Genomic DNA, 24,735 nt, shown 5'->3' with positions numbered 1-24,735 from the left:
GTTGTCGTCAGCCTTGAGCAACGGGTCGATCGCCCACGTGAGGGCATCGTCGTCGAAAAACTTGCGGACGAGGGTCGGGGGCTCGCTCTGCTTCACAGGCGGTACTACGTTTCGACCAGCGTCCGACTTGTACCGGGTGCTTGCCAGGACTCCGGCACCAGAGCCTGAGTCGCCACTGCCCCATCGTTGTCGAGTTGGCGGGACGCTAGCGGCTGCGTGTCCCGCGAGCGTCGAGGCGTAGCTAGCGACGATTGGGATGGCAGGCGCAAGACCGCGTGGCCGCAGTACGTAGTACCGCCATGTGGGCCTCGCTCCGACGCCGAGCAACCTGCGAAAGCGGCCATTTCCATGCTCGTCCATCGGTGCTACAAGATGGACACGATGGGGCATCCTGGGCGCTGGCGGTAACCGTGGCGGATTCGCCGAGTGGCCTTTCGCCGAGCTGGCAACCCGACGACCAGCGTGCTCGGCGGCGCATTCGCTCGATGGCTCGCCACCTCCAGTCGGTACATGGCACTCCGGATTTGGGGAACCAAGCCGATCCCCTGTCCGAAGGTGTGTACATCTTGTTGACATACCAGACGGACCTGGAGCGTGCTCGTTCCGTCTATACTTCACTGCGAGCGAGATACACGACGTGGCAACTTGTCGCAGCGGCCCCGGACCTGGAGGACATTCTACGTCCTAGCGGGTTCCAGAAATCGCGTGCGCTCCTGGTGCGCAACCTGCTTGAATCTGTCCGCACGAGATTCGGGACGTACAGTTTGAACGCGCTTCGAGACATAGATGAGGCGGATGCCGAGCGAGAGCTGCGGCGCCTTCCGGGGCTAGACACCAAAGGTGCCCGGTGCATCCGCCTGTACTCGTTCGGCCATCGCGTCTTCCCCGTTGACTCGAACACGTTCCGCATCTTTCGGCGATACGGGGTGCTCAAGCGGGACGCCATCTACAGGCGCCGAGCCTTGCACAACGAATTACAGCAACTGGTTGCTCCTGCGTACCGACATGGGCTCCATGTGAACCTCGTCGCTCACGGACAGACGGTGTGTCGTCCAACAGCTCCGTCATGCGGCACCTGTACGCTGTCGCGCTCCTGCCAACGGAATCTCTTATGAGCAAGACATCGAAACCGCTCTCCGTCGATCTGTTCGCTGGTGCTGGGGGCCTCTCGGAAGGTCTTCGCCTTGCGGGGTATCAGACAGTGGTGGCCAACGACTGGGACGAGTGGGCCGCGGAAACCTACAGCGACAACCACACCAAGCACGGTACAATCTTCGTCCCCGGGGACATCACGAGCGCCAAGGTCCGGAAGGAGATCCTGACGGCCACAAAGGGCAAGGAGATCGACTTGGTAGCAGGCGGTCCTCCGTGCCAAGCGTTCTCACAGGTCCGCAACCACGATCGGGAAACGGACGACCCCCGCAACTCCCTGTACCGTCATCTCTTGGGCATCGTGCGGCAGCTCCAACCGAAGGTTTTCGTGATGGAGAATGTCGTCGGCATGAAGAACCTGGCTGGCGGCAAGGTCGGCGGCAAGATCCTCCGCGACCTTGGGATGAATGGCTCCTACAACGTGGCGTGGTCGATCCTCGATGCAGCGGACTACGGAGTTCCGCAGACTCGACGACGCGTTCTGATTGTAGGGGTTCGTTCCGACATGGGTCTTGATCCCCGCTTCCCTCGCCGCACCGGCGCTGCTGAGCGGTTCCAGCTCATCCGCTCCCTGGACCGGCGCAGCCGTCCATTCTATCGGATGCCAGAGGAGCAGCTCGCAATGGGGGAGATGAGCGTGCTCGATCGCCTCTTGGATCCGGACAACCTGGAGTTCGTCACCGTCCAACAGGCCATCGGGGACCTTGTCGGATGGAAGCCCGCCGAGCGGCTAGAGCGTAAGCCCTCGAACGAAGCGTTCCGCTACCCAGGAAAGGCAACGACCGCCTATCAGCGGATAATGCGGGGCTCGCTGACCGAGGTCTACAACGGCGATGTACCTTCGATCCGCGAAGACACGACCAGACGGCTCGCTGCTATCCCTCAGGGCGGGAACTTCCGTGACATCCCGCCCGAGCTGCAAGGTCGCTACCTGAACGGGACGAAGTGGGGCCCCGACATCGGCCGCGACGAGCTGAGCCGGAAGCACTACTACGCCTACCGGAAGCTGCACCCGGACTACTTTTCTTGGACGCTGAATACCAAGACGGATTGCGTCTACCACTACGAGGCCCTGCGGGCCTTGTCGGTCCGAGAATTTGCCAGGCTCCACAGCTTTCCGGACTCCTACACTTTCCTGAACGGCGACCGCCACAGCCGCTACGCCCAGGTTGGTAACGCCGTGCCCCCGCTGCTGGGCAAGGCCATCGGCGAGGCATTGCTTCCGCTGATCCGTCCGGCCCGCTACAAGGCGTCCCGGCAGCCTTCGTTCCGGGTGGCCGAGAGGACCGCTACGGTCTGAGGGTCTCCGCGTGTTTCAGGAGGTCGGCAAGCGAAAGGAGCCGAGCTTCCTCCTTGTAGACTTTCAACGGAGCGAACCGCTCGCCGTGGGTCTCTTCCAGTAGGTCCCGGTTCACGTGGTACACACGGTTGAAGTGGAAACCGCCAGGACCTTCGGGAGGTGAGAGGACATCACGCAGTCGGGCGACATCCATCTCGTTCGTCATCAGCACGAAGTCCACGGATGGGGCCTGGATCTTGTTGGCCCGGTAGTACGCGGCTTCCTGTCCAAACTGGTCGAGTCGATCCTGCCGCAGACTCCACTTCGCCGTAAGAATCCATCGCGTCAGGTCGCCCGCAGGCGTCGTGACCGCCAGGTCGGGCTTGGGCACCTTGTCCTTTCGCTTCCCAGCGGACGTGAGCGGCTTCTTGAAGCCCGGCAGGTTGTTGGCGGCCGTGCGCACGACCAACTGCTCCCGTGGCACGCCCGAGACATTCAGGAGAAGCCACTCCAGCGTGTCCTCGAAGCCTTCGCCGCGGACGTTCTGTCGCTTCTTCTCGATAGTGAAGTAGTGCTCGGCCCGTCGTTCAATCTCGGCTACGACTTCGACCAGTTCGCGGGTTTTCTCAAGCCCGAGTCTGGCCACGAGCAGATCGGCGATGTCGATGAGGAACTCGGAGACCGACTCTTCGACCTCTTCCGTTCCTCCACCAGCTTCCACGATCTGGTCCACGGTCCGTTCGACGGCACGTGCGAGCTGCTGCTCCCGCTGCTTGAGGTACTCCTCCACGCAGGCGCGGAACAAGTGGTCCAACGTGGGGGGCAGCTCTTTTCGTTCGATTCCCCAACGGCCACAAAGCAAGTCGGTGAACAGCACGGCGCGGCCATGGAAGCTACCGCCGGGTTGCATGTGATTTGAATCCATCACGTGCGCCAGCCTTGTCCGCCGGTCGATCGAGAGGAGCAGGTGGTACACGTGCTCCCAGGCGTTGTCGGCCGTCACCGCGTCGGTGTTCGCGAAGTATGCCTCGATGGCCTTCGCCCGAACTGCCTGTCCGAACGGAGACCCGGACTGTCGAGCCTGCTTCTTGGGGGCCATTCCGACGGCAGACTAGTGGGAGTCCCGCTCCGAGACCACCTCCTATCGACCGCCGTGCAGACGCGCAGACACGCACGGCGAGGATCTGCGATGCGCTCCGTCAACGAGTGCGGCGGGGATCCCAAGTCTCCGCAAAAGATCGGCAGCCTGAACCAACGTCCGGGGGTTCCAGGCCGTACTCGACGGCATGGAAGTCCTGCGCAACGACACAACTTCTGGGTTCGATAGGGTCGAGAGTGCCATCCGCGAGGAGAGCAAGCTACTCCGTGCGCTTGACCTCCGGAAGGAAATCTACGCTTTGACCGCTGCGCAAGAGGTGATCAGTTCGGCAGCCGACTTCGATGCAGACGAGATTCGAGCGAAGATAGAGTTGCTCCATGGTGCGGTAATTCCCGGGCTTCGTGCTCATTTCGACGGACCAGCAAGTCCCGAACAGAAGGTACCTCCCCTCCTTCTACTGATGGACGCCTACCGAACCCTTGGCACTTCGTGGACGCTCACGGGCAAGCAATCTCACGGGGCGGCGGCGTTCAAGAAGGGGCGCGGTGCTGGAGTGGAAATGCTCCACGTCCTCTTGGATGGCGGCACGCCGTTCGAGTTCTTCACCACAGGCTTGCCAGCAGCGCAGTTGCGTGTCGGTGCGATTCCCTCCCTTCGGGTGTCTGAGTTGGCGGTGATGCCGGAATCGGCCGACTTGATTCCACTCGCAGAAGTCCTCGACGACACGGCAAACAAGGAAGTTACGGCTCTCGGTCACGCGACGGGCCCTGCCCGCCTGCCCACGGATCTGGGCGTGGCGGAGGGCGAGCGTTTGGGTTTCGACCAGTGGGGGCGGGAACGAAGCGCCTCGTTCGTCGGACGAGTCGTTGGCAACGACGCGCCACGAGTCGGCGAGTGACCGTGGACGAACTCGCAGGTGTTGCCCAACTACCGGACGACGTTTCTCGGCAGCGTGTCACACAGGGTGAAGTGAACGAGTTGTCGGAGGTGCTGAACACAATCGCGGCGGCTGAAGACATCACCGGCGACGCAGGCTCACACTCGGTGACCTTGAAATCGTCGTCATGCTCTTCGATGTCTTGAAACTCTAAACCGGTAGACGGTATGAGCGGCCCGGCGGTATTCACTCATCCAATAGAACGCACCGCGAGCCTCCTAAAGGCGTCGCCTGAACGCGAGGGGTTCCACCCTCCAAGAGTCAGACACTGAGATCCGAAGCGATGCTGCTCGCGAACTATCAGCAGAGCTAGCGATCTCCGTTTCCGGTCCCGAGGTCAGCAGCATCAGCCATCGGAACCTGCTTCTGTTGGCGATCCGATGGCGATTACGCTCCAGCGAGGCACCCGAGTCGGAAGAAGATGATGACGAAGACTGACCGACCCGGCTTGCCGTACACGGTGGACGAGCAGGAAGCGAAGTGCCCTTGCGGGATCGAGGGGCTGGGCGTGCGCCACCCCGACATTAGCGGAGAGCGACACGCTCCAGGCGTTGATGCTGGCGGCTCGGTTGTTGGCGAACCAGCTCTCGGACTTCGTGGAGAAGGGCGGGAGGATCGCCCACGCCGGCACCGACGACCTGTTCGAGCTGGTGCAGGTGTTCGGGAGCTGGGTAGTCGAGGCGCCAATACTCTGGCTCGCTTGACCATTCACCGGCGGCGGCGTCCCTCGCTTCCTGAACAGCGGTTCACTTCGCCGCCGCCGCAGGCGCGTTTCTTGCGTCCCTTAGGACGCATGCAACAAACTGCGCTCAACTGTGGCTTGACACGGGCGCCTCTTGCGCTGGCGGGGCTGCTATCATTAGGCTTCGCCGCGTTTGAGGAGCCGGTGGAACTGACCTACGACCCGGACTTGAACCACCGCGAGAAGCACCGTGGGACTTCGGCAGTGGCTCGTGTCACCGAGGATGAAGACGGTGCCCTCGTTGGAAAGTGCTCGTCCGAGATCGACACCGAACTGGCGCAGCGACTTCTCGATGAGGGCGTCCGCTGGAGCCCAGCAACCGACCGCAGCCCGATCCCCAAGTACGTGTTCAACACCTACAAGGGCGTGCCCTACCGGGCCCACCGGCGAGGGAACACGCGCAACTACCACGGCTTTCCCGATGTGAAGAACCGCATCCCGCGAGCCGTTCGTGACCAGCTCCGGGCGCTCGCCACAAAGGAAGGCGCCCAAGCCGAGTTCGACAATTGGATGCAAGAGACCGAGAAGTACACCTAGATGGCTGACCCCGAACTCACGTTCGACCTCACCTGGGAGGAGCAGAAGGCGGACACTGATCCGACCTGGGGGCGGTTGTGCGTCAAGCTCGGCGACGAGGTGCTTTGGGGCCGCAAGACGGCGGACGGCTCGGAGGGCGTTCGGTGGACCTGGGGCGAGCTTGCGGAGCACCTGGCCGAAGTGTGGAGCTGGTTGGTTCTCGAAAACGGGTGGCCAGCGGGACCAGTGGTCCGCGACCCCAAGACCTTCCTTGCCATAAGCCAAGAGTGGCTGGACTCGATGGACGCGGACGAGGCGGCGGAGAACGAGAACATGATGTTCGAGTTCCGGCATCGGCATGACCTCGCTATGGGAGTTCAGGGCAAGCTCTTGCCGCAGCTCTGGGTGGTTCGCGAAGGGCTACGAGCCTGGGTTGTCGGTAAGACATCGGGCGCCTTACTTTCATCGGAGCTGGTGTTCGAGGCACTCGAAGGGGTTGTGGAGAAGGTGGTTCGACGAACCGCTTCGTCTACCGACGAACGCTGGACAGACCTTGCGAATGCGTGGCAGCGGCGGATGGATCGAAGCTCGTCCGAGCTTGCCGCAATTGCGGTCGGGGTGAGCACCGGCGAGCTGTCAGAGCTGGCTGATGGCGACGTATCCGGGACGTTCGAGATCGACCCGCAGCAAGCGCCAGACGCATTCTCGTCGAACGAACTTCTCGCTGCTGCAAGGATGTCGGTGCCTACGACGGATGCGTCCGTCGTAAAGGCAATCATCGCGTGCATGAGGGCGGCGCCCAAGGTGCAGACGCCAGAGCTTGACCAGATGGCGGTCAATGCACAAAGCGTACTGGGCGCTGGCAACGGCGACACGAAGCCCGCACTTGTCGGCTACCGAATGGCCCGTTGGTTGAGACAAAGGCTCAACATAGGGCCCGACGAGCGTGTCGAGCCTCGAACACTACTCGCACAGTGGAACGTGAAGATCGATGAACTCGGCATCGATGACGAGAACATCGAGGCAGTTGCGTGTTGGGGACCATCGCATGGCCCAATCATCTTGGTGAATCCCCACGGACGACATTCCTGCGAAGAGCCTGGACGACGTGCGACGCTTGCGCATGAGATCACCCACCTCTTGCTTGACCGGACTGCTGCGCTTCCCCTTGCAGAGGTCATCGGCGGCAACGTGTTCCGTCCTGTCGAGCAACGGGCTGGCGCCTTCGCCGCGGAGCTGTTGGTCCCGATGGAGGTCGCGGGCCGTGCGTTTCAGAAGGGCACAGACGTTTTGGGGGTGCTGAAGACCCTCCAGCAGCACTACGGCGCCAGCGCCGAACTGGTCGCTTGGCAGGCTTACAACAGCAAGTATGCAATGAGCTGGCCGACGTTCTCGGTTCTCCGCAAGCAGGTCTCCCGTCCCGACAGGTTCCTCTGGACGGTCGGTTCCGGTGGTCGGAAGTAGGCCGCACCAAGCTCCTTTGTGCGGCTTGGTGCAGTGGTGGATTCCAGGTCCGTTGGTGCCCCGTAGTTCCGTCGCCCAGACCTTGGTCTCTGGCATGTCGGCAGCGCAAGCCCGGGCTGTCGTGGAACTGTCGTGGCGTCGGACTTTCAGTCCGGTGCATGCGGGCTGGTGCGGGCGCGGAGCACCGAAGCTGAAAGAGGTTCCACACTTGGCCCCATCAGGCCGCAGCGCTGTCGTGGGACGGAGACTTCGAATCCGGTGTTCGGAGGTTCGAATCCGGCGGGGCGCGCCGAGATCGTTGATCTTTCGGGTACTGCCTGTCGTAGGACAACGCCGCCACGACAATTCGTACTTACAGCGCCTGCTCCGTGACGGCCTCCTGTCCTCGATCTTGATTGTGACGGCGGCCAACTCGAGTAGCCTTCACACCGCCTTGGCGCGGAGGGTGGCAAACGCGACGCCACCTTGGGTGCGCACCGCCACGCAGATTTGATCGTCCTCGGCGGGGGTCCAGTGCACCTCCCGTCCTTCGCCCTCCACGGCGCCATCGGCTTGCCAGCGAGTGCTGATGGCGTCGGGACCGCCGTTCAGCGTCACCGCGATGCGATCGCCATCGCGCACGGCCGAGAGGCGCACATCGGGCGGCGCAAACAGCGGCAGGTCGTCGCTGCGGCGCGAACGGCGCGGCGTGGTCTCGCGCCACTGATCGATGAGCTGGGCGTCGAGCCCCGAGTCCTGGGGCGCGGGATCCACGTTGATGTCTACGCCGGCATCCACCGGCGGCGGATCCACCACGGTGCTGTCGCTGCCGGCGTCCAGACCCGAGTCGTCGGGCACGGGGTCGACGACGATGGCGTCCTGGCCCGCGTCTGGCGGCGGAGGATCCACGACGGCGACGTCCTTGCCGGCGTCCTTGGTCACGCCGGTGGTCGTGCTCTCACCGCCGCAGCCGGTGACCGCACCAGTGCCCACGACGAGCGTGGCGCCGAAGGCCACGCTGCGGGCGATCCTGAGGGCACGCCGGGCGCGCGCGGCCGGCGCGGGGCGCCCGGCGCTCTCCACGAACGCCTCGAACTCGGCGTGCAGCGCGTCCAGCTCGCGCTGCCACAGGCCGTCGGCTGCCGCGACCTCCAGGCCGAGCAATGCGGCGCGCCGCTCGATCGCGTCGCGGTCGGAGAGGTCTGCGCTCTCCGCCAGATCGATGGCGCGTTCCAGGTATTCCGCCGTATCCAGCGTGATGCGCCGAGTCAGCGCTGCGGCGCGCCGAGACAGCGCGAAGCGCTCGCCGCGCGGGTCTTCGTAGAAGTGCTCGATCACGCGCACGGTGTAGCCGAGCCCCATGGTGCGGTTGGCCACGCCGTCGGGGCGGAAGTTCCGCTCGCGAAACACCGCCGCGACGATCCGGAAGAGCAGCTCCGTGCGATCGTCCCCGATGCGATAGTCGAAGCCCAGGTAGCTACCGCCCAGGTTGCTGCTCGCGGCCAGCTCTTCCTGGAGCGGCGTGCCCACGTAAGGTTCCGCGCGACAGAAATTCACGGGATGGTCCGCGTGGGCGCGCATGAACTCCAGATTGGTCTTCACGTCCTCGATGTGCGCGCCCGGCTCGAAGATCAGCAGGTTGTAGCAGGCGAAGATGCCCGCCTTCCTGCAGGCGGACAGCGCCGCGCCGATGGCCAGGTGTTGCTTGCCGCGACCCAAGTGCGCGGCGCCCTCTTCGCTGGCGTTCTCCACGCCGACGTACAGCCGGATCACGCCCAGCTTCGCCAGCTCCTGAGCCAGATCGTCCGTCAGGGTTTCCGGACGGCACTTGCCCACCATGCCGAGGGTGCCCACGCCTTGCTCGTTCAGCTCACTACGAATCGCGCGCAGGCGCCCGAGCGAGTCCGCGGGCTTGGGCAGCAGAAAATTGTCGTCGTGGAAGCAGAAGATGCAGGGCTCACCGGCGTGGTCGTACAGGTCCGCCATCTCCCGAGCCACGCTCTTCGGAGTCCGCTGCCGGAAGGTGCGTCCGCCTCCGGCCTGCTTTGCTTCGCGGTAGTAGCTGGTGATGGAGCAGTAGCTGCAGCGACCCCAGCAGCCGCGCCCCGCCATCACGGGAATGAATGGAATGCCGACGTGGCGGGTGTGCTCGCGATAGCGCAGCGGAAACGGCAGCTGGTCCAAGTCGTCCAGCAGACGCCGCGCCGGAGTGTGACGCACGCCGAGGGGACCGGATAGCGCGAGACCCGCCACGTTCTCGAGAGACATACCGCCTTCCAGGGCGGCCAAGAGCTCGCCAAAGGTCTCTTCGCCGTCGTACAGCACCACGCTGTCCACTCCGTGGCGACCTTCCAGTACGTCCTTGTTGGCCAGCGTCGCGAACTGTCCGCCGGCAACGATGTGCCCGCGGTAGCCCGCACGCCGTAGTGCACGAGAGAGCGCCAAGAACTCGTGCGCGCGATGCTGGAACTGCATGCTGAGCCCGACCACGTCGGGCTTCGCACGAGCGACGCGCTCGGCGATCCCCTGCGCCTGCGCCGGCACGTTGAAGGGCACCACGCCCACCGCGTGGCCCGCCTGCCGCGCTACCGCTGCAATCGCGCCGACGCCCAGGTTCTCTTCGAAATCCGCGCCGATGAGCACCACGTCCATGACCGCCTCCAAGGAAAGCGCCGGATCGTGCAATGCACGTGCCCCGACGGAACCACGCGATTGTTGGCGCGAGCTCGCGCACAAGTTGCGCATGCGCGAGGTCCCAGCGTGTTCACGCGCAAGGAGCGCAGCGACGGCGATCGCGACGGACCAACACCCATGTTATGCCCAGCCCGATGACGAAGCGGCATCTGGTCGTGGTCGTGTTTCTCGGGCTGACGGCGTGCGGGGCGGGGCAGGCACCCGGAACCACGCCCAAGCGGGAGTCCGGCCAGAGCGGGCTGATGGGTGAGACCTTCGCCGGCAAGAACAAGTGCAACCCGGAAAACCACGAGCGTCCGTTCGTCATCGAGTGGGATGCCACGGACATGTCCAGCTTCGAGAGCCTGGCGCAGCGGGACGTGGTGGTGGTTCAGTACGAAGGCTGCAAGCTCCGCATTTTGGATGGGTGTCGGGACGACGCGATACCCGGCGCGTACAGCGCCTACCGTCCGGTGTCGTGGACGGCAGGGTCACTGGAGCGCGTCGAGATCGGCTCGGAAGCAGATCTGTACGCCAAGCTCCCCCTGGGCGTCGGCGAGCTGAGCGGCCGCGTTGCCGGCGGCGAGAAGTTCCGCATGGAGTATTTCGTCGCGGGAACGCGCAATGCCACGCGCCCGGGGTTGTATCAGGGCGACATTCAGAAGAACCCCGCCTGCCAAGGCGCGACGCACTTCGTCTACGGCTACAACCTCGGCGCGTTCGCCCTGGGCTCCACTTCCGAAAGCAGCTTGAGCGCCGGCGGCAGCCTGTATGGTTTTGGCGCCGGCGGGGAGCAGAAGCGCCACGACAGTGCGGAGAAGCACGGCGGGGATCTCGCCAGCTGCACCAGCGACGCCGCCCACGAGATCGCGAGCTGCAAGGTGCCCATCCGCTTGACGCTGCGCCCCATCGAGCCCGGAGACAACCCGGACCACGCGGCGCAACGCGCCCCGGACACGGACAGCTCCTTGAACGCCGCCGGCAAGGTCGCCGAAACGGTCGAGATGTCCGCCGAGGCGAAGGACCGCTACCTGGCCGCGCAGGCGAAGCTGCGGGCCGGCGACGGCAAGAGCTGCCTGGCAGAGCTGGACAAGCACGACGCGCTGGATCCCAAGCATCCGTCCACGGAAGCGAGCTCCGGCCTCGACCTGGAACGCCCCAAATGCTTGATGCTCGCCGGCCAGTGTGACGCGGGTCGACAGCTGGCGCGCAAGTACGTCGAGCAGCGGGGCCCGGGGAAGTACTCGAACGACGACGACGCCGTGGACGCCCTGGTGGGCGAGTTCTGTCGCGGCAAGATGGCGCCGCGAGACCAGCTCCTGGTCGCGCTGCACACCATCGTGGAGGGCTACGTGAAGGGTGGCGCATCGGCGAAGGAGTGCGAGCAGTCGTACTTCACCGCCAAGAAGTTGCTCAAGACGATCAAGAACGTGCCCGCTCACGGCGCGGAGGACGGCATTCATCACTGGGCGGCGATCTGCGCGGCCCGCGCCAAGGACTGCAAGACCGCCTACAAGCTGTTCAAGGACGGCTTCAAGCCCACGCCGGCCTACGAGTCCCTGAAGACGCCGGCGGCGCGCGAAGGCTACATCCGCTCCGGCTTCAAGAACGGCATCGGCAGCGTCGCCGGTCAGTGCGGCGACTGACCGACCTCGCTCTGGAACTGGGACACGACGTCCCACACGTCGCGCTCCTCACGCCCGGCGGCACCTGCCGCGAAGGCGCTGGCGAGCTTGGGGTCGTCGAAGATCTTGATGGGCGTCTTGGGACGCACCGTCGTGATGCCGAGCCAGGCCATGGATCGCAGCATCGCGTTCAAAAAGCCCTCACCAAGGATGACGAAACCCACGGCGCCGAGCTTCTGGTCGTAGTCGCGCAGCATTTGGGAGAGCTCCGCGTTCATGCGGGTGCGGTCCGCCTTGGCTTGCGAGGGCCGGGCCAGGTGGACGGCGACGGCCCGTGCGCCGGAGTGGGCGACGGCAGCGTCCAACGCGCGTCGATAAGCCGCGTACGCGCTCGGCTCCGGCACGCCCTTGAACTGGGCGACGGCCACCCCGCGGTCCGCGGCGATCTGCACGAGGTCGTCGCGAACGAACCACTCGAGATCCGGCATCCTCCCCCACGTGTAGCAAATCAGTCGTCGAGCTTGAAGAAGCTCCGGATGCGCGCCACCAAGTCCGTCTTGGTTTCCGCCATGCGGCGCGCGGCGGCTTCTTGGCTGAGGTCCTCCCTCACTTGGTCCAGCTCCGCTTCTCGCCGAGCGAGAACCTCCGCCACTTCTTCGGCGATCTCCGGACGCCGTTCGAGGAGCTCGCGAAACACGGCCTGGTCGAGACGCCAGCACTCAACCTGAGTCCTGGCCACGATGGTGGCGGAGCGCGGGTCCCCGGTGAGCAACGAGCGCTCACCGAAGAACTCCCCCGCGCCAATGCGCGCGACCTCTTTCTCCGTCTTACCGTCGCGGATCATCACCGCGACCTCGCCGGACTCCACGATGTAGAGCCAGTGCGCTTCAGCGCCTTGTCGCGTGAGCGTTTCTCCTGCGGCGAAGGGCGCATAGCGCAGACCCGTCGCCAGTGCCGCGTGCTCGTCCGAGCTCAGGCTGTCGAACAGATCCAGGCCGGCGAGCATCCGTACCCTTCGCTCGTGCTCTTCCGTGCCCTTCTGAAGCTCGCGCTGGCTCGATTCTTCCGTGACGAAGATGGCATGCGCCGGGATCGACAGCGGAATGCCGGCGCGGCGGAGCGCAAAGTAGATGCGCACGCGCACGGCGCTGTCCGTGGGGTCGTCCACGGCCAAGTCCGTGAGCCAGTAGCGGGCGGCGTAGCGGCAGTAGCTCTCCTTGAAATCCATCAAGATGGCGTGAGCCTGGGGCTTGTCCGACACCCGTTCGATGGGCGCCGCCGCCAGCGCCTCGTTCACTGCCGCGAGCACGTCCGGCGGCGGAAAGCGAAAGTCCACGTTGAACCAGATCCAGCGACGCCACTGCGTCGGTTGCTCCTCACGACGCCCGAGGACGATCACCTGACCCTTGACCAACATGCTGTTCGGAAAGATCACCGTCTCCCAGTTGCGCGTCTCGATCGCCGTGTAGCGCCAGCGGATCTCCTTCACGCGGCCGACCATGTCGCCGACCTTGATCCAGTCGTTCACGTGGATGGAGTCGTCGGTCTGCAGCGCCAGGCCGCTCAAGATGTTGCCCAGCGTGTCTTGCAGCGAGAGGCCGACCACCGCGGTGAGCACCGCGCTGGTCGCGATCAGGCCGGAGAGATTGAGACCGGTGCGGGACGCCACCGTGAGCACGGCAATCACCGAAGCTGCACCGACCACCACGTCCTCCAGGATGCGCGGCACGCGAAGCTTGAGGCGCGCCAAGACCTGATTGAAGACGATGGAACCGAGGGCCGTCGTCGCGGCAATGGCTCCGAAGATCAGCGCTGCGAGGCGGGCCTCGGTATGCCCAGCGCTGCCCAGCCCTTTCAGCACGCCGAGCACCAGCACCATGATCAGGTGCAGCGCCAAGAGCACCAGCGGCGTGACCACCAGCCGCCGTTCCCGATTGGTGCGCGAGAGCAGCGTGTTCAGCAGCACCAACGCGAGGAGCCACAGCGTTCCCGCGCTCTTCGCTTCCGTCAGTGTATGGCCGAGCCAGCCCATGAAGGGCTGAGCATATCGCCTTAGTTGGCCCCTACCGAGCAAAGACGGCCATCGGATGCGTTCGATCAAGGCCCGCCCCGTCTACGACAGCGCGACGGCAGCGAGACTTCACTCTGGAGGGTCGAGACGCGGCCGCAAGATCACCAGACCGGCCTTTCCCGACTCCACTGGTCCCAGAGTCAGACGGCTGGGCGCCACGCCCAGGCGCACCAGTGCCTCTCGCACGACGTCGGCACGCCGACGTGCGAGTGCGGAGGCGTCTCCGCGCTCTTCCGCGTTGGCGATGCCTATGACAAACACCGCGCTCTCGGCATCAGCCGAGAGCTCGCGTACCCAAACCGTGAGCTCTTCGCGCTGCCGCGCCGAGAGCTCGACGCTTTCGGGCTGGAAGAGCACGTGGGGCGGACGAAGCCATGCATCGCTGATGTCCTCGCAGTCCCAACGGACGCCCCCACACGTGCAACGAACCGTCTTCCCGCCTTGTGTCAGGTCAATGTGCCAATACTTCGAGTACCAAAGACCACTGCGAAAGCACTTCGGAGTGTCGTCGGTGCGACACCGTCGTTTGCCATGCCAGCAGCCACAGCGCTGCCGACCCTGGAAGAAGACCGAGTCCTCCGCACTGGAGCAACTGGCACTCGTACGGCCTTCGCCGTGATCGCGGAGCGGTTGTGCGGGACGTCGCACGTCGCTCTTCGCAGCGCTACAGGCCGCGACCACGATCGCCGCCAAGACGAGAGGGAAGAACTCCGCGTCACTCAGCTTGGCGGTCAGCAGCTGCGACATCAGGCTCCCCAAGTCTGGCACAACGGGTTCGCCAGCGCCGAGGAGGGTATCGCCGCCGTCGCGACGCCCGGAACCCAGGGTCGCGTCGCGTTCGCCACCCTGCGCGCCAAGGCGGTGTGAGGGCTACTTGAGCTGGCCAAGCGAGAACGAGGACCGCGGGCCGTCACGGTGGCGGCGTTGTTGTACCTCGTTCAAAGGTCCACGCGCTCGGCGCGCCCGGGCGGGATGCGAACCCTGCGACCTCGGGATTCGAAGTCCCCGCACCGCGACAACGCTGCGGGATGATGCGGCCAATTGCGGAACCTCTTTCAGTTTCCCGGTTTGACTTCCGCACCAGCCCGCAGGCACCGGACCGAAAGTCCGTTGCCGCGACAGTTCCACGACAGGTCGAAGGTTCGTCGAGTCTGAGGCCCCGTCCCCGTCGGCTTAGTTCTGCGCAGCGGCCATGGCTCCAAGGGGGCTGTCCCACAAGCGGCTCCTTGCGGCGAGTGCTGACGATTCGCCGACAATTGGAGGGCCAAAGAGGCCAGGGATCGCTGTAACGTAGGTGACGGCACCCATGTCAGGCACAAGCGTCTACTTCGTGGAAGAACTCGGGCCCGACGACGAGGTTTTGCACATCAAGATCGGTCACTGCACGCAGTTCCGAGAAAGCTATCGCCTGAGCACCCTGCAAACTGGCAACCCTCGGAAGCTCAAGATGCGCTTTCACGCCGTCGGAACAGAGCGCGAAGAGCAATGGCTTCACTACTTTTTTAGAATCGCCCGCGTTGAGCAGAGCGAGTGGTTCCACCGGCATGCGTCGCTGGTGCAGTTCATCGAGCACTGCGAGGCCAAGAGGACTCTCGACCTTGTGCATCTGTCACCCTGTACGTGGAAGATCAAAGAAGGGCAGCGGACGCGGATCCTGCCAAGTTGCCAGGGCTGCGATACGTGCCGTGCCTCCTAGTGCGTCCGGTTTCTCGACTCGCTAGGGCGGGTCCCACTGCACCCAGGTGCACCAAGGGGCGTCCGAGATGACTCGGTCTACGCGAGGAGGCGCTTGAGTGTCTCGCCAGATGGACATCCAAGCCGCCGAGCCATCCAATCCAGCGCGGCGGACCAAGTCGAGCCGTGCCCATTCTCCACAGTGGCGTCCCAGCCGAACCCGCACTCGTCTTGTACTTGGTGCGAAACCTCGTGCCACAATGTTGTGCGCCACTCTTCCCAGAATAGGTAGCCTTCCGCTTCGGTGGTGCTCCACGTAGGCGGCTCACCGCTCTCCGAGGTCGCAGTACTCCGGACGACGCTGGCGTCATGTTGGGAGTATCGGGTCTCGATTCTACGGGGTGTTCCCCCGTACCTAGGGTCAACCTCCAGGTCGTCATCAGGGATTAACACCAGGTCCACGGGTGCCAGGTCGAGCACGTCGCAGAGCCACCTGTACTCGTCTTGGAAGAGCCGCTCATAGGAGACTTCGGACGACGCCATCTCACGAGCTTGGCACACGTGCGAAGCCCCCCTGGGTGCTCGGCAGGCGCTGAATGGCGCCGTTGGAGGCTCTATTTGTCCGCCGAGCCGGCGGTAGCATGCCCACCATGGGCGACACCATCGTTCCGCCGACCATCGATAGATACGTCAACTCGCTCGTCCACAAGCTGGACTGCCAAGATCCTCCTGTTCAGGTAGAAGTGCGCCCTACCGGCGGTGGCGTTGTCGGCGACTGCTTCGGGCGCGGACGGTGGGGAGGCCGTCTACGGTTGGTGCCTCTGGTTGTTCCCGGGCGTGTGGGTCGAGGCAGAATTTCACACCGTCTGGCGCAGTTCCGACGACGAATTGATCGACGTTACGCCGAAAGTAGGTGGCGAGAAGGCCATCATGTTCGTCATCGATCCGACCAGGCCGCCCTCGACCCGCCAGAGCACGTGTTTGCTCGGCCTGGGCGTCGATGGGTAGGGAGCCATCGTGGCGGGCAAGCCTCTACGGACCAACGTCCAGCTCCAGCACCACCGGGCCGTGGTCGCTGACCTCGTGGACGATCTTCGGCTCGTTGATGATCTCGCAGTTCACGACCTTCGCTACCCACGTCTTGCTGGAAGTGGTCGTCCTGGTACTGCTCCTTGGCCTGCTTGCCCCAGAAGCTCCAACCCTCCCGAGCGTGCTGGCGGTAGTAGGCGTCGAGGAAGCCGTTCTCGTGCATGTCCTCGAAGAAACTTGGCGTACCGCTTCCCAAACTTCCTGGCGGCGTTGAAGTCCCCAGCGATCACCGTTGGGTTGTTGAACAGCGTTGCGGCGACCTCCACGAGCTGATGAAGGCCGGCGAACTGTTTCTTCCCGGGGTAGACGCGCACACTGCAAAGGTCGAACGCCCCGTCGGACGTGGGCACCGTAGCCGTGGCAACGTAGGCTACGTTGCTCACGGTGATGAGCGGGCCGTCGATCACCGACAACCCATTCCGGACGACCACGGCAGTTCCAGCGTCTGCGCCCTCCACCGGATTGCAGACCTTGACGACGTAGCGGCCTTGCAAGGCATCGAGCTTGGAGATCAGGGTCTTTTTGAACCAGGGCGATGTCCGGGCGGAGGTCGTCCAGAAGATACGCCCACGCTCAATCGTGGTCCTTCGGGTAGCCAGAGTGTGGCGGCCCGCATCCCATGTTCCAGGTGACGATCTTGAAGGACATCAGCTCCTCCCCGCCGGTAGGCTATCCCACCCACTTGGTGAAGTACCGCCTCCAGATCGACCTCGTCGTTGGTCCCTGGATAGACGACCCGCGCGCCCTTGTCCTTGAAGTCCGACAGGCGCAGTGAGAGCAGCCGGGCCGCCAACATCAGCGCCCGGAGCGTGTCGTTGCCGCTGGTGTCGGGTAGGTGCTCATCGGTCCCGTCGATCCCGCACGGGCAGCTCATCCACCGTGAACGGGCCGCCAATCCAGATGCGCCCGGGGACTCGACGATGAGCTAGGTCACGTCCCGCGCAAAGATGATAGGAGCGCCGTCGCCGTGACCCAGTGGCCCGCCATAGTGGTCGATCGAGCCTTCGTGCTCGAGAATCGCCGCGATGTACGCGAGCCACGAGTCATTCCAGTGCTACCCATGGGCTGGGCTCGGAACGGCACTACTGATCGTGTCGTACATGCTCTGCGTTGGCTTGTCGCCGGTGCCGGAACGAGTCAGGCGAAACGTCTGCTGAGGCAGCGCCTCGATCGCCTTTAGAATCGAGGTCCACTCGTCATGCGTGATTGTCACCTTGTCTGGAGTAAGCGCCGCCCGCCCGACGCTGGAGTCTATGAACACGCCCTTGACGGTTCGCTTGTACTGGAAGATGCCTTCCTGGCCCGACGCGCTATGGCGCCCGATGGTTTGAAGAACTTTCACGGCATGGCCCTCCGACGCGGAGAGCCTACCCAGTGTCAGCCCAGTGCGCACCAAGGCAGCGCAAGCCACGATTTCGGGTCTGGACATCCTGACTCGCCCGCAATGGTGATGAACTGGATGTCCTGCACCATGGGCGTGCCGCAACATCCCGGCAGCCACCGAGCTGAACATCCATGGACGCCCGCAGGGGTGATAGCGGGGCGTTCAGGTCCGCCCACCGGGCAGCCAGGCCACCCCGGTGTGCTGCGTTGGCTTGAACGGAAGGAGGAACGAGAGTCCGTACTTCGCCTTTACGGATTCGAGCATCGCGGCCTCGTCACGAACGTCGGAGGCAGCGTCGGCAATGAATGCGGCCCCCGCAGCCTCCTCCGCCAGCGGGTCCAATGCCGCTTCACCGAAGAGCTGGCGGAGAGCACAAGCACAAACGCGATCCGTCTGCCGCCCGTGACTGTTGATGCAGAGTTGCCCCTGCGAGGCGGTCCCCACGACAGCGGCGTCCAGGTTCGGCAGCCCCATGAACTCGGACCAGGTGAAGAAGTAGCACCGCTTGCACTTGGCTCCGTCTGCACCCATCGTCCAGATGAGATCGACCGCCCCGTACAGCGTGGCCCGCACTTGTTCGACGTAGGCTTCTGCCTCGATGCCCGTCGCAACAAACCATGCGACCCTGAGCGGGTCTGAGACGGCAACAGGCGTGGACATGAGCTGCGCAACCGCATCACGTACCACCTTCGAGATACCGTTTCGGTAGCTAAGAGGGATGTCGCGCATCGCGAGGTTCTCGGCGTCAAACGTCCACGCTGCCTCGTCGATCCGCTTCACTTCGACCAAGTAGGTCTCGGAGCCGCGGCGGGCCAGGTAGTCGGCTCGCTTGGCCTGCTGGTCCTCCGGGATTCGCTCGACGTTGAACCCATCTCCTTCAAGGATCCGCCGGACCCTGGCTTCCTCGGGACGCTCGTCGCTGGCCATTCCGAGGCCCTATCCCTCGGGCACCACCAACGTCAAGCAAGCGGTACCGACGCGCCGCCCTCGGGGCCCACCGGCACAATGATCTACACTTGTTGCATGCCCCCGACCAAGGCTGAGATGTCCAAGCGTGACCTGCTTCGACGGCAACAAGAGGCAGCACGCGATGGTCTTCACTTCGCTGTACGGCACAGCTTCGACGGCAAGCCCTACAACCCACCTCGGTTTTGCCGGTCGCTTGCCGAGGCCGCAGCCGCTGCCAACGTCACCTTCTCCCGGGTGAATACGGCCGACGCGGATTCCCACCCCGACGACACCTTGAGGTCGATAGTCTGGGTCGAGCACTTCTCCGATGGCGCCTGGGCCGTGCTCGACGGGACGAAGCGGACCGGCTACTTCGACACTGCGAAGCGTCGAGGTCAGACGCGGCCAGGATAGATGGATGCCGAACGCTTCGGTTCCCATATCGCCCGAGTCACCTTTCACCGTATTCGTCGATGAGAGCGGCAACACTGGGGATGCCGCCAAGATCGTCGAGGCGTTCGGTGGGCAGCCCGCGTTCGCACTCGTAGGCATCGGCGAACCGCTCGGCTCCGGTCTCCTCGATCGGCTCCTGGACGACCTTCGCCGACGCCACCGGATCCAGGCTCCCGAGTTCAAGTCGAGCACGCTGGCTCGCCATCCTGGTCTCGGAGTCGAACTCGTCCGCGGTCTCATCGAGGCATCGACGCCAATCTTCATCGAGCTGATGGACAAGGCGTACTACCTGGCCACCAGCATCGTGAGCTACTTCCTCGGAGGGCCTTGGTTCGACCAGACTTCGCAGGATTCGCTCGACCTCGCCAACATGCTCGCCGAACTTCTGACGCATCAGGTGCCATCGAGCTACGTTCAGCCCTACCTCGTGTTCGCTCAGAACCCGAACCAGCAGACCGTCAGCGACTTCGAGGCCAGCCTCCGCGATGGCGTCCTCACAGCCCGACGGTGGGCGCCGCCGGGGCCTCGCGAAGAGCTGGGGACGCTTCTCGAAGTGCTAGACGTGGCGACAAGGGCTCGCCAGTTGGAGCCGGTCCCCCCCGACCAACTTCTTCCAGAACCGGACAGCAGGGGCAGGACTCGCTACGCCATGCTCCCTCACGTGAACGCCTTCACAAACCTGTACGCCCGGGTCAACAGAGCGGCGACCTCCTGGCCTGCGGCAAGCGTGGTCCACGACGATCAACCCCATGTTCGCCCAATCCTTGAACGGTACGCCACACTGCTGGAGTCGAACGCGAACGCGAATCTGTTGAGTACGTCAGTCGCCCAGGCTCTTGTGAATTGGGATTTCGGCACCGGAAAGGTCTCGCTCTCGTTCGCCACCTCGCATGAGGCAGCAGGAATCCAGGTCGCAGACCTGGTTGCCGGAATGTGTACCCGCCGATTGGGCTCGATCATCCAGGGCAGGGCGGAGGAAGCACCGTATCGAGAAGAGATCCGCCTGTTAAGGACTGTGGCCGGAGAGGGACTCGGCTTGAACGCGGTTACGTCCTACGACCGGGCTCGGAACCTGTTCGCCTAGTCGAACGGAAGCCAAAGAGGCCACCATCCTCCGTCGCATCGGTCAGCCGAACGGGGATCGCGCGCTCGTAGATGTGAGTACTGCATCGACGTCCGCGCGGATGGCATGAGTGTTCGGGGGCCAGCTCCGCACCGATCGCCAAGGCTTCCCGATTTGACGTTCATCGACACCATCGGAGATATGGCTATCGTGGATCACGAAACCCGGGCTTCGACCGTGCGTTAGGCTCAACAGCATCATGTCGAAGCAGAAGATTTGCATGTTGGTCACTCCCTTGCTCTTCGAGCCGTGGATCATGATCTCGAACTCAGGGCCGTTCTGCGTCGGCGTGATCGCGAAAGCACCCGCCTTCGAGTCCTCATAGAGCGCCGAGGAGATTTCCTGAAAGGTCAGAATCGCATCAGTGACCACGCTCTAGCCCTGGTTACTGGACCACCTACCTGGCCGGAGCTTTTCGAGCGTCTAGACGACTACGAAGTAACGGTCCAGGGCAGGACCGTGCCGCTGCAGTACGGCGTCGACTTGCCCCTCGGGCTCGAGGCGCAAGCGCGGTACGCGGACGACGATGGAGCCATCGTGGGAGCCCTCAGCGAGGACACCTACTACGAGCTTTGCGCCGGCGCGGGGCGTGCACTCTTCACTCTCGGCCACGAGATTGGACATGCCAACATCCATCCGGAGGAACTGGTCGACCGACGCCTGGCGCACGTCGATTCAACGGGGTTGGATCGTGGCGTCGTTGATGGGCACAAGCCGTACCTCGACACCGAGTGGCAGCGAATGGGTTCGCTGCAGCGATGCTGATGCCAGCAACCAGCCTTGCGCGACTCTAAGCCACTGGTCGCCTTGATCCGCTCGCCATGACGGAAGCGTCCTCGGTTTCCATCCCTGCAGCGGACCTCCGCTTCAAGATCTTCCACCAGCGCCGCCGCGAACTCTTGCGGTAGGCTTGTGTGCGCTCGCCCCGCCACCAAAGCGAGAAGGAGATGACCCGCGGCCCCACCTTGTGGCCGCACTCGGCGTGCCGCTTGTCGTGAGGCAGGCGTGGCCATAGGCCCATCGGACAAGCGCGTGGGCGCGTGGAATCCCGCGCGAACGAACCAGAGCAAGGTCACGCATGGGAGCCGCATTCGGCTCTACGCCGTAGTGTTACCTACGCGGCGGCTCCCTGGAGGACCTCGGCAAGGCACGCGTAGCGCTCGCGAAGGTCGCGACGCAGGCGCATCGCCTGGACCCGAAGCGCGTTCACTGAACCACCGCAGTTCTCGGCCAGCTCAGCGTACCGCCAGCCTGCGCCGATCAGGTGCGCACCCAGGGTGGCGTCGCGTTTGCCACCCTCCGCGCCAAGGCGGTGTGAAGCGGGCCGTCGAGCACCTGCAACCCATTCCGGACGACCCGGGCCGACGAATATCCCGGCCTCAGGGACGCGAGACCGGTCGCGGTGCCCCGACGTGATCCCCGCCCAGGACCACCCGCGCCTCGACCCCGGCGTCGAGCAGCGACCAGCGGAGCTTCTCCGCCTGGGTCTCGGCCATGGGCCCTACCACCAGGGCGAAGTGCTCGGCGCCGGGCTTTTCCGTCTCGTACACGTCCAGCACGGCACCCGTGAGGTGGATGCGCTCGGCGTCCTTCAAGAGCGACTCCACCCCCGCGGCGCGGGCGACCTCCACGTAGTGGGTGTCGTCCAGGAACACGCTCACGGAGCCGAAGACGTCGCCCTTGTCGGTCTTGGGGCGCGGCGAGAGGCCGTTGCAGAGCAGCGTGGCGTTGATCAGCACCGGGCTCTGCCAGCGGGCGAGCGGCTTCTCCACGCCGGCGGGGCGCACCTGGAGCTCGAAGCCCGCGACGGCGTCCTGCGCAGAGATCACCAGGGGCAACACGGTCCACTGCTGCTCGCCATCTGCCGCGGCGTGAGCGGGGGCGCAGGTGAGCGCGGAGCTCCCCGCACGGACGCACAGCTCCAGCTTGGAAACGTGGAGTCCATCGCGCAGGGCTTGGCCTTCCCCACTGAGGGCGAGCCCGCTGAGGCGCACGCGATAGCGCGTCTTCTGCAGCTCCTGAGCGGCACACGCGACGCAGCTCCGCCCAGAGCTGCACTGGGAAAGTTCCGGCTTGGCCAGCGCGCAGCGCGCGCCGGCGCAGCACGCCGTGGGGCAGCTCTCCGACAGCGCCACGGTGACCTCCGGCTCGGGTGGCGGTGCGGCGTCCGGCTTCGCCGTGGCGGACTCCCCCGCGGGCAGCGTGGTCGTCGGCACTTGCCCTTGGCGCCAGAGCAAGAGCGCCGCCGCCGCGGCCGCACCGAGCACTGCCGCCAGCGCGTGTGTGGCCATGCGCCGACCCCGGCCAATGGGCACCACGTTGTCGCGCTCCGGACGATATTCCGCGAGAGCTTCAGGCAGCGGGCCATCGTGCTCCACGCCGGCGTCTTCGGCCCACAGCACCTCGGACTCCGTGGTGGGGATCAGCTCGCCCTCGCGCGCCAGCGCGTCCGCCACCAGCTCTTCGAGCTCTTCGTCTCGGCTCATGGAGCCTCCTCTCGTCGCTCCGCCACGAAGCTCTTGAGCTTCTTCATGGCGCGGCTGCGAATCGCGCGGATGTTGTCGCTGTTGGTGCCCCAGCGTTGGGCCAGCTCTGCGCTCACCGCGTTGGGCAAGCGTTGGTTGTCTCCCGCGCGCAGGTAGAGCGCCGTCACCCGCAGCACGTCCCGCTCGCGCTCCGTGAGCTCTCCCAGCGCTCGTCGCATCAGCTCCAGCTCCGGCGAGGTCGACGGCTCGTCGTCGATGCCATCGCACGAGAGCCGCTCCAGGTAGGGTGTCGCCGACACCTCGCGCACGCGGTTCAGGTAGTCCGCCAGCAGGTTCTGGGCAATGCGCCCGAGCCACGCGCGCGTGCGGCGCCGCAGGTGGTCGTCATCGTTCACCTCGCCCCGCTGGAACGTGTGCGCACGCTCGAAGGCTCGACGAAACGTCTCCTGCACCAGATCTTCCGGGCTCACTCCGGCGACGCGCAGCAGGTTCTGTCGGTGCCGCTGCACGGCACCGTACAGGTAGCGCACGTGCCGCGCGTACAGCTCCGCCTGCGCTCGATGCGCCACGCCCGGATCCGCGGTGGCCACGCGAGCCAGGAGCTCGGCGTCGTCGCGCGCCTTGGAGCTATCGGGAGCGGGGGCCATTCGGAGTCCGGATCCGCTTGTACGCCGATCCGTGACACGCGGAAAATCCCGGAGAAAGCGTCACGGATCTCCGTAGCCGGGGTGTGATGAAGAAGATCCCCCTGCTGCTCCTGCTGGCCTCCGTGGGCTGCGCTGCAAACGCTCCGCTGCCCCCCGCGGCGACCCCGCCCCTCATCGACGCCCTAGTTCGAAAGACGGAAGCCGCCGTGGCCCGCGCGCCCGTCACCGCCGCCGTGCCGGCGCCGCCGGTCCAGAAGGTGAGCGCTCTTTCAGCTCCGCAGCCTGGGGTCGAACCGCGAGGTTCCGCGCCGAGCTGCCATCTAGATGCACCCAAGGACAGCCCGGCCGGTTTCTACTCCGGTGACGAGTGGCCCAAAGGCGAGGTCGTGCTCACCTTCGACGACGGTCCGCATCCCAGCATCACGCCGAAGGTGCTCGACCTGCTCCAGAAGCATCACTTCCCGGCCACGTTCTTCCTGGTGGGACACAACATCCGCCGCGACACCTATCGCCTGGTGCAACGCATGATTGCCGAAGGCCATACCCTCGGCTCCCACACCTACAACCACGACGTGGGCATGGCCAAGCGCGGCATCACCGAGCGCAGCGTGGAGTACATCCGCGGTCAGCACGAGACGACGCGCATCCTGATCGAGATCGCCCTGCTCGCGCGCTCGGACGACGATTTCGATCGCATGTTCGAGCGAGTGTTCCAGAAGAAGTCGGGAACCTATCTGTCGGCCAGCTCCCTGCGCACGGACTGGCGCGCGTTTGCCGAGCGTCACGCGCAGATCCTCTCCGAGCGCGGTTACTCGCAGGAGCACCGGCCCTACGCCTTGGTGTACTCGCGTCCGCCGGCAGGCACGCCCTACCTCGGTATGTCGGACGCGCCCCACAAGGTGCTGTACGAAACCGCGCTCAGCCGCGCCAAGCTCATCAACGTGATGTGGAGCGGGGAATCCGGCGACGCCGACCAGCAGCGCAAGCACGACTACGGCTTCCTCACCGGAAATCTCCGGCGCTTCTCCCAGAAGGGCGGCGTGATCCTGATCCACGACTACATCCGCCACGACGCCCTGAAGTCCGCCCTCGAACGCATGGACAAGGACGGCAACGTGAACGTCGTGCCCATCGAAAAGGCCGTGACGGATCGCTTCGGATGTGGCGCCGAAGACGTGTGGGCCACGTTGCGCGCGCCCGAAAAGCCCGAGGCCGTCGCTCTCAGCCGCTGACGGTTTTTCTTGTTGGCTCGGCGCGATGCCCGTCGCGCGACGACGTGCGTTACGGTGGGGCATGCGTCTCTTCGCCCTGGCCGTCGCTTTCGTCGCGTGTTCGCCCGCTCCGGCGCGTGCCCCGGCTCCGGCGCCCGTACGCGCGCCCGCTCCCGTCGCGTC

General features: G+C 64.9%; 22 protein-coding genes. 10 read left to right on the top strand and 12 right to left on the bottom strand.

Going from position 1 to position 24,735, the window contains the following annotated elements; all coding sequences use genetic code 11:
* Nucleotides 1-299: 299 nt before the first annotated feature.
* Nucleotides 300-1,115, top strand: coding sequence for a hypothetical protein (locus H6717_41370; protein MCB9583557.1), 816 nt, complete (start codon nucleotides 300-302; stop codon nucleotides 1,113-1,115).
* The gene (locus H6717_41365) at nucleotides 1,112-2,452 is read left to right on the top strand and encodes a DNA cytosine methyltransferase (GenBank protein MCB9583556.1); all 1,341 of its coding nucleotides are present in this window, start codon (nucleotides 1,112-1,114) and stop codon (nucleotides 2,450-2,452) included. Before H6717_41370 ends, H6717_41365 begins: the two co-directional genes overlap by 4 nt.
* On the opposite strand, the gene H6717_41360 is transcribed toward H6717_41365, so the two are convergent.
* Nucleotides 2,442-3,530 (bottom strand): hypothetical protein, encoded by a 1,089-nt coding sequence (locus H6717_41360; protein MCB9583555.1) that lies wholly within the window; start codon nucleotides 3,528-3,530, stop codon nucleotides 2,442-2,444. The two genes, H6717_41365 and H6717_41360, sit on opposite strands and share 11 nt — an antisense overlap.
* Nucleotides 3,531-3,717: 187 nt before the next feature.
* Between H6717_41360 and H6717_41355 the strand changes: the two genes are divergently transcribed.
* From H6717_41355 to H6717_41340, 4 genes are all read left to right on the top strand, one after another.
* A complete protein-coding gene (locus tag H6717_41355) occupies nucleotides 3,718-4,428 on the top strand; it encodes a hypothetical protein (protein ID MCB9583554.1) in 711 nt (236 codons plus the stop codon).
* Nucleotides 4,429-5,021: 593 nt separating this feature from the next.
* Nucleotides 5,022-5,171 carry a hypothetical protein gene (locus H6717_41350; GenBank protein ID MCB9583553.1) on the top strand — a complete coding sequence of 50 codons (150 nt, stop codon included), beginning with the start codon at nucleotides 5,022-5,024 and terminating at the stop codon, nucleotides 5,169-5,171.
* Nucleotides 5,172-5,260: 89 nt separating this feature from the next.
* Nucleotides 5,261-5,746, top strand: coding sequence for a hypothetical protein (locus H6717_41345; GenBank protein ID MCB9583552.1), 486 nt, complete (start codon nucleotides 5,261-5,263; stop codon nucleotides 5,744-5,746).
* Entirely contained in the window at nucleotides 5,747-7,189 is a 1,443-nt protein-coding gene (locus H6717_41340) for an ImmA/IrrE family metallo-endopeptidase (GenBank protein MCB9583551.1), read from the top strand. It begins immediately after the preceding gene.
* A gap of 423 nt (nucleotides 7,190-7,612) precedes the next feature.
* Here H6717_41340 and H6717_41335 read toward each other — a convergent pair whose 3' ends face one another.
* A complete protein-coding gene (locus H6717_41335) occupies nucleotides 7,613-9,820 on the bottom strand; it encodes a cobalamin B12-binding domain-containing protein (GenBank protein MCB9583550.1) in 2,208 nt (735 codons plus the stop codon).
* A 176-nt stretch (nucleotides 9,821-9,996) separates the two neighbouring features.
* On the opposite strand from H6717_41335, the gene H6717_41330 reads away from it, so the two are divergent.
* On the top strand, nucleotides 9,997-11,487 hold the full coding sequence (locus tag H6717_41330) for a hypothetical protein (GenBank protein MCB9583549.1): 1,491 nt from the start codon (nucleotides 9,997-9,999) through the stop codon (nucleotides 11,485-11,487).
* Here H6717_41330 and H6717_41325 read toward each other — a convergent pair.
* The 6 genes from H6717_41325 to H6717_41300 all read right to left on the bottom strand — a co-directional run bounded on the left by H6717_41325 (nucleotide 11,472) and on the right by H6717_41300 (nucleotide 18,611).
* Complete coding sequence (locus tag H6717_41325) at nucleotides 11,472-11,954, bottom strand: hypothetical protein (protein ID MCB9583548.1); 483 nt, start codon at nucleotides 11,952-11,954, stop codon at nucleotides 11,472-11,474. The genes H6717_41330 and H6717_41325 overlap by 16 nt on opposite strands.
* A gap of 20 nt (nucleotides 11,955-11,974) precedes the next feature.
* On the bottom strand, nucleotides 11,975-13,498 hold the full coding sequence (locus tag H6717_41320; protein ID MCB9583547.1) for a mechanosensitive ion channel: 1,524 nt from the start codon (nucleotides 13,496-13,498) through the stop codon (nucleotides 11,975-11,977).
* Nucleotides 13,499-13,606: 108 nt separating this feature from the next.
* Complete coding sequence (locus tag H6717_41315) at nucleotides 13,607-14,284, bottom strand: OmpA family protein (protein ID MCB9583546.1); 678 nt, start codon at nucleotides 14,282-14,284, stop codon at nucleotides 13,607-13,609.
* 562 nt (nucleotides 14,285-14,846) lie between these two features.
* A complete protein-coding gene (locus H6717_41310; GenBank protein MCB9583545.1) occupies nucleotides 14,847-15,143 on the bottom strand; it encodes a hypothetical protein in 297 nt (98 codons plus the stop codon).
* A 2,211-nt stretch (nucleotides 15,144-17,354) separates the two neighbouring features.
* Nucleotides 17,355-17,642: a hypothetical protein gene (locus H6717_41305; protein MCB9583544.1), complete on the bottom strand. Its 288-nt coding sequence runs from the start codon at nucleotides 17,640-17,642 to the stop codon at nucleotides 17,355-17,357.
* 204 nt (nucleotides 17,643-17,846) lie between these two features.
* Nucleotides 17,847-18,611 (bottom strand): hypothetical protein, encoded by a 765-nt coding sequence (locus tag H6717_41300; protein MCB9583543.1) that lies wholly within the window; start codon nucleotides 18,609-18,611, stop codon nucleotides 17,847-17,849.
* A 96-nt stretch (nucleotides 18,612-18,707) separates the two neighbouring features.
* Between H6717_41300 and H6717_41295 the strand changes: the two genes are divergently transcribed.
* Nucleotides 18,708-19,046, top strand: coding sequence for a hypothetical protein (locus tag H6717_41295; GenBank protein MCB9583542.1), 339 nt, complete (start codon nucleotides 18,708-18,710; stop codon nucleotides 19,044-19,046).
* Between the two features lie 4 nt (nucleotides 19,047-19,050).
* A complete protein-coding gene (locus tag H6717_41290; GenBank protein MCB9583541.1) occupies nucleotides 19,051-20,169 on the top strand; it encodes a DUF3800 domain-containing protein in 1,119 nt (372 codons plus the stop codon).
* A gap of 42 nt (nucleotides 20,170-20,211) precedes the next feature.
* Here the strand turns inward: H6717_41290 and H6717_41285 are convergent, their stop codons facing one another.
* The 4 genes from H6717_41285 to H6717_41270 form a co-directional block, all read right to left on the bottom strand.
* Entirely contained in the window at nucleotides 20,212-20,580 is a 369-nt protein-coding gene (locus H6717_41285) for a DUF2326 domain-containing protein (protein MCB9583540.1), read from the bottom strand.
* Nucleotides 20,581-20,631: 51 nt separating this feature from the next.
* A complete protein-coding gene (locus H6717_41280; GenBank protein MCB9583539.1) occupies nucleotides 20,632-20,832 on the bottom strand; it encodes a hypothetical protein in 201 nt (66 codons plus the stop codon).
* Nucleotides 20,833-21,587: 755 nt separating this feature from the next.
* Complete coding sequence (locus H6717_41275) at nucleotides 21,588-22,694, bottom strand: hypothetical protein (protein MCB9583538.1); 1,107 nt, start codon at nucleotides 22,692-22,694, stop codon at nucleotides 21,588-21,590.
* Complete coding sequence (locus H6717_41270; GenBank protein MCB9583537.1) at nucleotides 22,691-23,341, bottom strand: sigma-70 family RNA polymerase sigma factor; 651 nt, start codon at nucleotides 23,339-23,341, stop codon at nucleotides 22,691-22,693. The genes H6717_41275 and H6717_41270 overlap by 4 nt, the downstream gene beginning before the upstream one ends.
* 86 nt (nucleotides 23,342-23,427) lie before the next feature.
* Between H6717_41270 and H6717_41265 the strand changes: the two genes are divergently transcribed.
* On the top strand, nucleotides 23,428-24,573 hold the full coding sequence (locus H6717_41265) for a polysaccharide deacetylase family protein (GenBank protein ID MCB9583536.1): 1,146 nt from the start codon (nucleotides 23,428-23,430) through the stop codon (nucleotides 24,571-24,573).
* The last annotated feature ends 162 nt before the right edge of the window (nucleotides 24,574-24,735 follow it).

Source organism: Polyangiaceae bacterium (genome assembly GCA_020633235.1).
In the GTDB taxonomy this organism is placed as follows: domain Bacteria; phylum Myxococcota_A; class Polyangia; order Polyangiales; family Polyangiaceae; genus JACKEA01.
The sequence above is the reverse complement of the archived record's forward strand: the minus strand, read 5'-3'. Positions and strand labels throughout refer to the sequence as shown.